This window comes from Siccirubricoccus soli (genome assembly GCF_024178315.1).
Lineage (GTDB): Bacteria > Pseudomonadota > Alphaproteobacteria > Acetobacterales > Acetobacteraceae > Siccirubricoccus > Siccirubricoccus soli.
In genome coordinates, this window is the sequence record NZ_JAMZIK010000080.1 from 1 (window position 1) to 10,806 (window position 10,806).

The 10,806-nt window shown below is 70.2% G+C and carries 13 protein-coding genes and 1 riboswitch; of the genes, 5 read left to right on the forward strand and 8 right to left on the reverse strand.

The window, feature by feature from the left end; translation table 11 throughout:
- Positions 1 to 64 precede the first annotated feature (64 nt).
- Positions 65 to 538 carry a YybH family protein gene (locus tag NJ376_RS13100; protein WP_252953716.1) on the forward strand — a complete coding sequence of 158 codons (474 nt, stop codon included), beginning with the start codon at positions 65 to 67 and terminating at the stop codon, positions 536 to 538.
- A 36-nt stretch (positions 539 to 574) separates the two neighbouring features.
- Here the strand turns inward: NJ376_RS13100 and NJ376_RS13105 are convergent, their stop codons facing one another.
- Together NJ376_RS13105 and NJ376_RS13110 are read right to left on the reverse strand one after the other, a co-directional pair.
- Positions 575 to 1,150: an HNH endonuclease gene (locus NJ376_RS13105; protein ID WP_252953717.1), complete on the reverse strand. Its 576-nt coding sequence runs from the start codon at positions 1,148 to 1,150 to the stop codon at positions 575 to 577.
- Between the two features lie 142 nt (positions 1,151 to 1,292).
- Positions 1,293 to 1,955, reverse strand: a complete 663-nt coding sequence (locus NJ376_RS13110) for an alpha/beta hydrolase (RefSeq protein WP_252953718.1) — start codon at positions 1,953 to 1,955, stop codon at positions 1,293 to 1,295.
- Between the two features lie 41 nt (positions 1,956 to 1,996).
- On the opposite strand from NJ376_RS13110, the gene gluQRS reads away from it, so the two are divergent.
- Both gluQRS and NJ376_RS13120 read left to right on the forward strand, forming a co-directional pair.
- Positions 1,997 to 2,863, forward strand: a complete 867-nt coding sequence (gluQRS, locus tag NJ376_RS13115) for a tRNA glutamyl-Q(34) synthetase GluQRS (RefSeq protein WP_252953719.1) — start codon at positions 1,997 to 1,999, stop codon at positions 2,861 to 2,863.
- Positions 2,864 to 3,179: 316 nt separating this feature from the next.
- Positions 3,180 to 3,740: a DMT family transporter gene (locus NJ376_RS13120; protein WP_252953720.1), complete on the forward strand. Its 561-nt coding sequence runs from the start codon at positions 3,180 to 3,182 to the stop codon at positions 3,738 to 3,740.
- A 256-nt stretch (positions 3,741 to 3,996) separates the two neighbouring features.
- Here NJ376_RS13120 and serA read toward each other — a convergent pair whose 3' ends face one another.
- A complete protein-coding gene (gene serA, locus NJ376_RS13125) occupies positions 3,997 to 5,247 on the reverse strand; it encodes a phosphoglycerate dehydrogenase (protein ID WP_252953721.1) in 1,251 nt (416 codons plus the stop codon).
- A gap of 334 nt (positions 5,248 to 5,581) precedes the next feature.
- Here serA and NJ376_RS13130 point away from each other — a divergent pair, with 334 nt between their 5' ends.
- Positions 5,582 to 6,235 carry a hypothetical protein gene (locus NJ376_RS13130; protein WP_252953722.1) on the forward strand — a complete coding sequence of 218 codons (654 nt, stop codon included), beginning with the start codon at positions 5,582 to 5,584 and terminating at the stop codon, positions 6,233 to 6,235.
- Here NJ376_RS13130 and NJ376_RS13135 read toward each other — a convergent pair.
- The 5 genes from NJ376_RS13135 to aroQ all read right to left on the reverse strand — a co-directional run bounded on the left by NJ376_RS13135 (position 6,199) and on the right by aroQ (position 10,246).
- Positions 6,199 to 6,957 carry a TRM11 family methyltransferase gene (locus NJ376_RS13135; protein ID WP_252953723.1) on the reverse strand — a complete coding sequence of 253 codons (759 nt, stop codon included), beginning with the start codon at positions 6,955 to 6,957 and terminating at the stop codon, positions 6,199 to 6,201. The genes NJ376_RS13130 and NJ376_RS13135 overlap by 37 nt on opposite strands.
- Positions 6,954 to 7,622, reverse strand: coding sequence for a leucyl/phenylalanyl-tRNA--protein transferase (aat, locus tag NJ376_RS13140; protein WP_252953724.1), 669 nt, complete (start codon positions 7,620 to 7,622; stop codon positions 6,954 to 6,956). Before aat ends, NJ376_RS13135 begins: the two co-directional genes overlap by 4 nt.
- A 275-nt stretch (positions 7,623 to 7,897) precedes the next feature.
- Positions 7,898 to 9,250 carry an acetyl-CoA carboxylase biotin carboxylase subunit gene (accC, locus tag NJ376_RS13145; protein WP_252953725.1) on the reverse strand — a complete coding sequence of 451 codons (1,353 nt, stop codon included), beginning with the start codon at positions 9,248 to 9,250 and terminating at the stop codon, positions 7,898 to 7,900.
- A gap of 4 nt (positions 9,251 to 9,254) precedes the next feature.
- Positions 9,255 to 9,743, reverse strand: coding sequence for an acetyl-CoA carboxylase biotin carboxyl carrier protein (accB, locus tag NJ376_RS13150; RefSeq protein WP_252953726.1), 489 nt, complete (start codon positions 9,741 to 9,743; stop codon positions 9,255 to 9,257).
- On the reverse strand, positions 9,740 to 10,246 hold the full coding sequence (gene aroQ / locus NJ376_RS13155) for a type II 3-dehydroquinate dehydratase (protein ID WP_370288242.1): 507 nt from the start codon (positions 10,244 to 10,246) through the stop codon (positions 9,740 to 9,742). The genes accB and aroQ overlap by 4 nt, the downstream gene beginning before the upstream one ends.
- A 102-nt stretch (positions 10,247 to 10,348) precedes the next feature.
- Positions 10,349 to 10,460, forward strand: a riboswitch (TPP riboswitch).
- 38 nt (positions 10,461 to 10,498) lie between these two features.
- Between aroQ and thiS the strand changes: the two genes are divergently transcribed.
- Positions 10,499 to 10,735 carry a sulfur carrier protein ThiS gene (gene thiS, locus NJ376_RS13160; protein WP_252953728.1) on the forward strand — a complete coding sequence of 79 codons (237 nt, stop codon included), beginning with the start codon at positions 10,499 to 10,501 and terminating at the stop codon, positions 10,733 to 10,735.
- Positions 10,736 to 10,806: the final 71 nt, after the last annotated feature.

Below are 10,806 nucleotides of genomic sequence, written 5' to 3' on the forward strand. Positions count from 1 at the left end.
ATGGATCACGCCATGATCCATCAGGCCGGAGGCTGCTCTAGGCTTTGCCGAGGAGAGGAGCCTGATGATGCCGACCAACCTGCCCCTGCCGGAAGCCGACCCCGCGACCAGCGCCACCGTCAAGGATTGGCTGGCGCGCTTCGCGGCCTGCGTGCGGGAGGTGGACTACGCCAGCGCCTATCCCTTCTGGCACGATGCCATCGTCATCTTCGGCACCTACCAGGAGCTGGTGAAGAGCCGGCAGCGCTGGACTGATACCCAGTGGGACAATGTCTGGCCGCGTACCGCCGATTTCGCATTCGACCTCGAGAACACCCTGGTCCTGGCCTCGCCGGACGGGGCCATGGCGGTGGCGGTCACCCCTTGGACCAGCACCGGCTTTCACCCGGACGGCACGCCCTTCGATCGGCCGGGCCGGGCAACCATCGTGCTGGCCAAGCAGCCGGATGGGCGTTGGGTCGGCGTGCACAGCCATATGTCGCTCGGCCGCGGCGTCCCGCAGGACAGCCATGGGAAGCGCCTGGTCAAGGCACGATGAGGATGCAAGGCAGCGGGTAACCGGCGGCAGGCCGAGTCACCCCTCCAGCTCGGTATCCCAGTAAAGATAGTCCCGCCAACTCTCATGCAGGTAGTTCGGCGGGAAGGCCCGGCCATTCTCCTGCAATTCCCAGCTCGTTGGCTGCCGCGGCGTCTGGCGGGGATGCATGCCGATCTCCCTCGGCAGGCGGTTGCCCTTCCGCAGGTTGCAGGGCCCGCAGGCGGTGCAAACATTATCCCAGCTTGTGCGCCCGCCCCGGCTGCGGGGGACGACATGGTCGAAGGTCAGGTCGTGGGTGGGCTGCCCCTCGCCGCAATACTGGCACTCGAAGCGATCGCGCAGGAAGACGTTGAAGCGGGTGAAGGCCGGGCGCCGCGCCGCCGGGATATATTCCTTAAGAGCAATGACGCTGGGTAGCCGCATGGAAAGGCGCGGCGAGTGCACCTCGGCGTCATACTCGTTGAGGACGGAGACGCGGTCCAGGAACACCGCCTTCACCGCATCCTGCCAGGACCAGATAGAGAGCGGAAAATAGGAGAGCGGCCGAAAATCCGCGTTCAGGACGAGCGCCGGAAAACCCTGGCCGCCGATGAAGCTACCGCCGTCAGGCAAGCGCCGCTCCTTTCCCGGTGCGGGGCCAACCAGTGCTGGGGCCTGTTCCGGCGGAAAGGCCCCATATGCTGTGGCGCCGCCGAATCGTCACCGCATTCTTGCCAGCCCGGATGCCGCGGCGCAACACCGGGCCAGGATGGTTTCACCCCGGTGTCACGCCGAAGGCACGGCGCAGCGCTGCCGCTCCCGCTGCGATTCCCGCCGGGTCGATGCCATGTGCGAGCCCCGGGCGATACAGCGTCTCCACCGCTACGCCTGCCGCCGTCAGCGTGGCGGCGGCGCTGCGCGTGGCCTCCACGGGAACCACCTCATCCGCCTCGCCATGCACCAGCAGCACGGGGGGGCGGCAGGCCAGTTCCTCCGCCAGACTCTCCGAAGCCAGCAGGGCACCGGAATAGCCGAGAATCGCCGCCGGAGCCGTGGCGCGGCGCAGGCCGCAGAACAGCGCCATCATGCAGCCCTGGCTGAAGCCGGCCAGGGCGAGGGCGGAGCCAGGCAGGCCGAGCCGGGCCAGTTCGGCATCGAGGAAGCCCTGCAGCGCCGGGGCAACGGCACGGATTTCGGCCGCCATCCTGGCCGGGCTGCGGTCCTGCAGGCTGAACCATTGCCGGCCCCAGGGCCCCATGTCGCAGGGGGAGGGGGCATCCGGCGCAACGAAGGCGGCATGCGGCAGGGCCTCGGCCCATTCGGGGGCGAGACCGATCAGGTCCGTCCCATCGGCGCCGAGCCCATGCAGCAGCACAACAAGCTGTTGCGCGGCGCCGCCGGCGCGCGGGCCGAGGCGAGGTCCATCCAGGGTGGCCATGCGGCTTGCTCCTCTGCTGCGGTCTCGCTACCCCGGGTAGGGTGAGCCCGGCAACCGTCGTCACCCGCTTCGCCCCAAGCCCCACCGGGCTGCTGCATCTGGGCCATGCTTACAGCGCCCTGTGGGCCTGGCAGGCGGCACGGGAGGCGGGAGGGCGTTTTCTGCTGCGGCTTGAGGATATCGATGCCACCCGGTGCCGCCCGGAATACGCCACGGCGATTCTCGAGGATCTGGCCTGGCTCGGCCTCGACTGGGACGGGCCGGTCCGGGTGCAGAGCGAGCATTGGGCGGAGTACCGCGCGGCCCTGGACCGGCTCGCAATGCGTGGGCTGCTCTACCCCTGCTTCTGCACCCGCGCCGAAATCCAGCGCGAGGTCGCAATGGCCGGGCATGCGCCGCATGGCCCTGACGGTCCGCTCTACCCCGGCACTTGCCGGCGCCTCTCGGCCGAGGTGCGGGCGGCGCGGCAGGCGGCGGGCGAGCCCTTCGCGCTGCGGCTGGACATGGCGGCGGCGCTTGCCGCGGTGCCGCCGGCGCTGTTCTTCGAGGAGCGCGGAGAGGGGCAGATTCGCTGCGACCCGGCGCAATTCGGCGACCCCGTCCTGGCCCGGAAGGAGGTGCCGGGCAGCTACCACCTCTGCGTCACCCATGACGATGCGCTGCAGGGCGTGACGCTGGTGACCCGCGGCGAGGACCTCAAGCCGGCCACGCATCTCCACCGGCTGCTCCAGGCGCTGCTGGGCTGGCCGGCGCCGGCCTATGCGCATCATGCGCTGCTGCGGGATGCGAGCGGCCGCCGCCTGGCGAAGCGGGACGGGGCACCGACGCTGCGCGCCCTGCGCGAGGCGGGGCGAAGCCCGGAGGAAGTACGAGCCATGGTCAGCCAGGCCGGGACCGGCGTTTCGTGACTTCCGGCAACCGGCCGGATCCGCGCGGCCTGCTCCTCCTCGCCTTTGCCGTCATCGGCTGGGGCGCCAATTGGCCGCCGCTGAAGCTGCTGCTGCAGGAACTGCCCCCGATGGCGGCGCGCGCCTGGGCCGGGCTGGCGGCTGCCCTCATCCTGGCCGTGCTGGTGCGGGCAAGGGGCACGCGGCTTGCTGTGCCGGCCGCCCTTTGGCCGCGCCTCTGGCTGGCGGCCCTGCTCAATTTCAGCGGCTGGATGGGGCTCGCCACCCTCTCCCTGATCTGGCTGGAGGCGGGGGAGGCCTGCATCATCGCTACACCATGCCGGTCTGGGCCGCGCTGCTCGCCTGGCCGGTGCTCGGCGAGGTGCCGACGCCCCGCCGGCTGGGAGGGCTGGCCTGTGGGTTGCTGGCGCTGCTCGTGGTGGTGGGTGGCAAGGGCTTTGATCTCGGCCTCGCCAAGCTGCCGGGGGTGGCGTTGGCGCTGTCCGGCTCGGTGCTCTTCGCGCTCGGCACGGTCATGACCAAGCGCTGGCCCTTGCCCCTGCCGGCGCCGGCCGCGGTGGTGTGGCAGGTGGGGCTCGGCTCCCTGCCGCTCGCCGCGGCGACGCTCCTGCTGGAGCGTCCGGATTTTGCCGCCCTTTCTCCCCGTGGCTGGGCCTTCCTGGCCTTCATGGCCTGCTTTCCCCTCTGCCTCTGCTACCTCGCCTGGTTCGCGGCGCTGCGGCGCCTGCCGGCCTCGCTCGCGACGCTCGGGACGCTGCTGGCCCCGGTCATCGGCGTCATCGGCTCGGCCATGCTGCTGGGCGAGGGGCTTGGGGTGAAGGAGGGGGCGGCGCTGGCGCTGACCCTGGGCGGCGTGCTGCTTGCGGTCCGGGGATAGTCGCGCCGGCGGGCCGCACCGGCTCCGGCGGAAGGCCGCAGGTGCTGGCCGCATGGAACGGCGTGGATAGGAGCCCGCTTGGCTCAGCTCAACGGCAGCCCGCCGCGTTGCCCGGTTGACCAGCTCCGGCAAGGCGCCGACCAGGGCGGCCACCCGCAGCGAGCCTGCTGGACACCATTTGTCGCCGCATGGCGCCAGGCCGGCGGCAAGGCGGCCGCGGCGGTACCTGTGCTCACCGCCAGGGCGGCGACAATACCTACTCCCGCTCGTAGATCAGACGGGCCCGGATGGTGCCCGGCAGGCTGCGGAGCTCGGCCAGGATGGCCTCCGCCTCAGCCCGCGCCTCCACGCTTTCCACCACCACGTAACCGAGCTCCGCCTGGGTCTGGTAGTATTGGGAGGCGATGTTGAGCCCGCGCCGGCCAAAGGCCTCATTGATGCGGGAAAGCAGGCCGGGGGCATCGCGGTGCATATGGGTCCAGCGCGCGCCGGTGGGGCGCGGCGGCAGCTGCACCTGCGGGAAATTCACCGCGCCCAGGGTCGTGCCGGTATCGCTGAAATCCACCAGCTTGCGCGCCACTTCCTGGCCGATCCGTGCCTGTGCCTCCTCCGTGCTGCCGCCGATATGCGGCGTCAGGATCACGTTCGGCAGGCCCTGCACCGGGCTTTCGAAGCGCTCGCCATTGCGGGCCGGCTCCACCGGGAAGACATCGGCGGCGAAGCCCTGAAGCTGGCGGTCCCGCAGCGCGGCCGCCACCGCCTCGAGGTCCACCAGGGAGCCGCGGGCATTGTTGATGAGGATGCTGCCGGGCCTCATCGTCGCGATCTCCGTCGCGCCGATCATGCCGATCGTCTCCGGCGTCTCCGGCACATGCAGGGTGACGATATCCGCCTCCGCCAGCAGTTCGCCCAGAGAGGCGCAGGGGCGAGCATTGCCGTGCGGCAGCTTGCTCGTGTGGTCGTAATAGATGACGCGCATGCCGAAGGCCTCGGCCAGGACCGAGAGCTGGCTGCCGATATTGCCGTAGCCGACGATACCCAGAGTGCGGCCGCGCACCTCGAAGCTCCCCTTGGCCGACTTATCCCAGCCGCCCTGATGCGCGGAGCGGGAGCGGTCGGGGATGCCACGCAGCAGCATCACCACCTCGCCCATCACCAGTTCCGCGACGGATCGGGTGTTGGAGAAGGGGGCGTTGAACACCGGGATGCCGCGCAGCCGCGCCGTTTCCAGATCGACCTGGTTGGTGCCGATGCAGAAGCAGCCGACGGTGATCAGCCGGTCCGCCGCCGCCAGCGCCTCGGCGGTCAGCTGGGTGCGGGAGCGGATGCCGAGGATGTGCACGCCGTGCAGCGCCTCGGTCAGCGCCTCGCCCTCAAGGGCCTTGGTGTGGCGGGTGACGTTCTCGTAGCCGGCAGCCGCCAGTAGCTCCACCGCGCTGTCGGCGATGCCTTCCAGCAGCAGGACGCGGATCCGGTCCTTTGAGAGGGAGATGCGGTCGGCGTTCATGCAACGCTCCGGGGCGGTCCTTCGAGGCGGCGCTATCTGCGCCCGCGGCCCCGGCTTGTCCACCTTGCCGGCGCTGCGGCGTCGTGCCCCTAGCGTCCTGCCCGCTGCGTTCGTGAAATCCCCTACGAACGCAGCGGATCGGCAGGCTACTGAAGACAATGGCTCGTGGCTTGAGAACGAAGTCCGCAGGACTTCGAGATCAGGCCACCAGAGCGATATCCGACCGGGCGGAATCACCTGATCGGATGTCTTGCTCTGGACGGGGAAAGGCCAAGCCGGCCGCCATGTGCGATCCGTCACGGTCATCTCGGCATGGCTGGGTCATGCTGGGTGCATGCGATGCGTGCCCCTCGCCCTGGCGATCTGCGGGTGCCTGCTGCTGCCGGCCCGGCCCGGCGCCGAACCGGTGACCCGCACCGAGCCCCTCTGGCTGGAAGGCCCGGCCTTCCTCGGGCCGGGCGCCAGCCTGCCCTTCCTGCTGACCCTGCCGGCCGGTTGGACGACTGGCGACGCGGCCGTGATCCTGGTTGGTCCCGGGACGGACGCCTGGCAGGAGCAATTGCGCGATGCGCTGACCGGCGCGGAGGCGGCCGTCCTGGAGTTGGAGCCTGGGGGCAGGCCGTCGGAGCGCGTCTTGCCGCTCATCCTCGCCGCCCTGCGCGAATTGTCCTGGCAGGCCGGGGCTGGGCTGGTGATCGCCCTGGGCTGGGGCGAGGCGGCGGAGGCCGTACTGTGGGCGGCGCAGGAGGAGCAGGCAGCGCGGCATCTGGACCCCGGCGGGCCGCGGCTGGCGGCCGCCATCGTACTGGGCCCTGGCGACGCACAATTCGTCCCCGGCACACCTCCGGCGCCGCGCCAGCGCTGGGGAGTCCGATCCGCGCTGCTCTGCCGCCTCCTGGCCGAGACCCTCGAGGAAGCGGCGCTCTACCCCGGTTGCGTCGGCGCCCTGCTTCACCCGGTGGCGGGCGGCAAGTCCCTGGTGCGGTAGCGCGCCACCTTCTGGCTGGCCGGCACCTTCTGGAAAACCAGGAAATAGCTGTGGTTCTTCCGCGCATGCACCTGCCGCTTCAGCCGCGCGACGGCGGGGCGATTGCTGCGAACCAGCACGAAGAGGTCGCGGGCGTAGAAGCCCATCGCCTCCAGCCCGACCACGATCTGCACATGGGTCAGCTCCTGGCGGTTGGCGCTGACCTCATCCTGGCATTTCACCAGCAGCAGGCCATGGTCGCGCAGCACCCGCCGCGCTTCCTGGCCGGCCTGCAGATAGAGGTCGAGCACCGCCTGGTGCCAGCGCCCACCGCCCGGCGCCTCGCCGTCCCCCCCAGCCGCATACCAGCCGCGCAGCCCGGCATGACTGCCCTGACCGCCCCTGGTCTCCACCTTCTCCCGCAGCAGCCCTTCCATATAGGGTGGGTCCAGCACCACCGCGTCCAGCGAAGCATTCGCATAGGGCAGGGCGCGGCAATCCGTGCCGGTGGCAAGGTCGCTCCTCAGCACCCGGTAGCGGCCTTCCGGCACCTGGCGCCAGAACACCCCCTGGCCGAAGGTGACATCGGCGACCAGTGCGCCGGGCGGCACATGCAGCTCGAGGATCTGACGGAACAACTCCGCATTGCCGCCGGCATGGGCGGAGAGCACGACCTCGCTGGTCGCCTTGCCACCCTGCACGCGCTTGCGCGGCGGCGGTACTTCCGAAGTGTCGAGGCTCACGCCGAGGTGGGCCGCAATGCCCGGATCGCGGCCTCGAGGGCGTCGGGCTCGGGCGAGGGCAGCCACCGCGCCGCGGCAAGGATGGCATTGGCCAGGCGGCGCTTGTAATCGGCGCGGGGGATCTCATGGGCGCCGAATTGGCTGAGGTGTTCGGTGAGGAATTGGGCGTCGAGCAGGGAGAACCCTCCCAGCCGCAGCCGCGCCACGAGATGCACCAGCGCGACCTTCGAGGCATCCCGGGCGCGGCTGAACATGCTCTCCCCGAAGAAGGCGCCGCCCAGCACCACGCCATAAAGGCCGCCGACCAATTCCTCCCCCTGCCAGACCTCCACCGAATGGGCATGGCCCTGATGGTGCAAGGAGAGGAAGAGATCCTCGATCTCCGGATTGATCCAGGTATCCTCCCGTCCTGGGGCGGGCGCGGCGCAGCCGGCAATGGCGGCGGCGAAATCGACATCCGCGGTGACGCGGTAGGGGCCGGAAAGCACGGTGCGCAGCAGCCGCTTCGGCAGGTGGAAGCCGCCATCCAGCGGAATGATGCCGCGCCGCTCCGGGTCCAGCCAATAAAGCCGGTCGCCGCGTCGGCTCTCCGCCATGGGGAATAGCCCGGCGCGATAGGCCCGCAGCATGAGCTCCGGCGTGATGTCGATATGCCGGCGGCTCATGCGGGACCGGCCGGCCGGGCGAGGGCTGCGGAGTGGGACAAGGCGACGGGGCCAGCCACGCTCAAGTCGCGAGGCGTGGCGGCAAACCCGGCAAGGGACCGGAAGGTCCGGATGGTCCCGTGCCCGGCTTGCCATGGCCAGACGCTACCAGAACGCCCCGGTGACGGGGGGCGACGGAGGCGGGAAGGTGGATCCTCGTCTGGGCTATGGGGTGGCTCGGCATGGCACCAGTATAGCTTGCGCGTGGCGCCGCCGCCACGCGCAAGCGCACAGCGTCACCCGGGCGTGCGGTTGGCGACGAACCGTTCCAGCCAATGAATGGTGTAGTCCCCGGCCTGGAATTCGGGATCCTCCATGATGGCACGGTGCAGCGGCAGCGTCGTCTCGATGCCGTCCACCACCATCTCCGCCAGGCTCCGCCGCAGCCTGGCGATGGCCTCCGCCCGCGTCGCCCCATGCACGATGAGCTTCGCCACCAGGCTGTCGTAATGCGGCGGGACGGCGTAGCCCGAATAGAGTGCCGAATCGACCCGCACCCCGAGCCCGCCCGGTGCGTGATAGGTGCCGACCCGGCCGGGAGAGGGGGCGAAGGTCTCAGGATGCTCAGCAGTGATCCGGCATTCGATGGCATGGCCATGGAAGCGGACTTCGGACTGGGCGTAGCCCAGCGCCTCGCCGGCTGCGATGCGGAGCTGCTCCTTCACCAGATCGACGCCGCAGACCATCTCCGTCACCGGATGCTCGACCTGCAGGCGGGTGTTCATCTCGATGAAGGCGAACTGGCCGTCCTGCCAGAGGAATTCCAGCGTCCCGGCATTGCGGTAGCCGATCTCCTTCAGCGCCCGCGTCACCTGGGCACCGAGCGCGTCGCGCTCCGCGGCGGCGAGGACCGGGGAGCCGGCCTCCTCCACCAGCTTCTGGTGCCGCCGCTGAAGCGAGCAGTCCCGCTCGCCGAAATGCACGACATTGCCGTACCCGTCGGCCAGCACCTGCAGCTCGATGTGCCGCGGCCGGTCGAGGTATTTCTCCATATAGACGCTGTCATCGCCGAAGGCGGCCTTGGCCTCGGTGCGGGCGACGCGCCAGGCTTCCTCCAGCTCCGCCTCGCTCCGCGCCACCTTCATGCCGCGCCCGCCGCCGCCGGCCGCGGCCTTGATGAGCACCGGGTACTTCACCTCGCCGGCGACGGACCGCGCCTCCTCCAGCGAGGAGAGGGCGCCGAGCGAGCCCGGCACCAGCGGCACGCCGAGCCGGCGCATCGCGTCCTTGGCCGCGATCTTGTCGCCCATCATGCGGATATGCTCGGGACGCGGGCCGATGAAGGCGAGGCCATGCGCCTCCACCATTTCCGCGAAATTGGCGTTCTCCGAGAGGAAGCCGTAGCCAGGATGCACCGCATCGGCGCCGGTGATGGCGGCGGCGGAGAGGATGGCAGCGACGTTCAGGTAGCTGTCCCGCGCCGGGGGCGGGCCGATGCAGACGCTCTCATCCGCCAGCCGCACATGCATGGCGGTGGTATCGGCCGTGGAATGCACCGCCACCGTCCGGATGCCCATCTCCTGGCAGGCGCGATGGATGCGGAGCGCGATCTCCCCGCGATTCGCGATCAGCACCTTTCCGAAGGGCACGGAGCTACTCCAGCACCAGCAGCGGCGCGCCGTATTCCACCGGCTCGCCATTCTCGAACAGGATGCGGGTGACGGTGCCGGCCTTGGGGGCGCGGATCTGGTTGAAGGTCTTCATCGCCTCGATCAGCAGCAGGGTCTGGCCCTGCGCCACCTTGGCGCCCACGGTGATGAAGGGCGGTTGGCCCGGCTCCGGGAACAGGTAGGCGACACCGACCATGGGGGAGGTGACGAGGCCGGGATGCTTGGCGTCCACCGCCGTTTCCGCCGCAGCGGCGGGCGGGGGCACCGGCGCCGCCGCTGCGGCGGCTACCGGGGGGGCGGCCGGCGGCGCGGCCCAGGCCATGGGCGGCGGTGCCACCGCCGCCGGCAGCTGGCGCGCCACCCGGATGCGGCTGTCCTTCTCCACCAATTCGATTTCCGTCAGGTCAGTGTCCTTCAGGATCTGCGCCAGGGCGCGGATCGCCTCGGGGTCGAACTGGATGCCGTTGCTCATGGCAGATCTTCCGCTTCCGCCGGCGCGATGAGTTGCGCCATGGCCCGCAGTGCCAGCGCATAGCCCTGCACGCCGAGTCCGGCGACAACGCCGGTCGCTGCCTTGGAGACATAGGAGTTATGGCGGAATTCCTCCCGCCGGTGGATGTTGGTGATGTGGACCTCGATCACCGGCAGCTCCACCGCGATCAGCGCGTCGAGCAGCCCGATGGAGGTGGTGGTGTAGCCGGCGGGGTTGATGATGATGCCGGCGGCGCGGCCGCGGCATTCCTGCACCCAGGTGATCAGCTCGCCCTCGCCATTGGTCTGGCGGAAATCGATGGCGAGGCCCAGCTCCTCCGCCACCTCGGCGCAGAGCGATTCGACATCGTCCAGCGTCGCCGTGCCGTATTTCGCCGGTTCGCGGATGCCGAGCAGGTTGAGGTTCGGGCCGTTCAGGACGGCGATCAGGGGCGGAGTCACGGCGGCTGGGATCCGGTCACTGGCGGTCGCGCCGGCTAGCATAGGGGGGGGAGGGCGGCAAGCCGCGTCATTTCTCGCCGCCGGCAGGTGGAAGGGCCGCGAGGCCGGGGCATCATTGACGCCCCGGCCGGGCGGGCGCAGCATGGGGGGACCAAGGGGTGCCCTTGCTGCAGGGCTGAGACTCCGCGCCGCCAGCGGGGAACCCTTAGAACCTGATCCGGGTCATGCCGGCGAAGGGATGGGTGCAGGGCATCGGCGCGACCCTCCCTTCGGAACGAATTGGGATGAAGCGAGATGCCGGACACCGTACCGCCGCCGCTTAGCGCAGGCGTCATGCTGACCGTGAATGGCGAGGCGCGCCGCGTGGCAGAGGGGACCAGCGTCGCCGGGCTGCTGGCGCAGATCGGCTTGGCTGAGCGCAAGGTCGCGGTCGAGCGCAACCTCGAGATCGTCCCCCGCTCGCGCTACGCCGACACCGTCCTGGTCGCTGGCGACGCTATCGAGATCGTTCATTTCATTGGAGGAGGCTGAGCCATGCCGGAGGATATCCGCGGGCTGGGCGAGGCCGTCGAGGATGGCTGGGAGGTGGCGGGGCTCCGCTT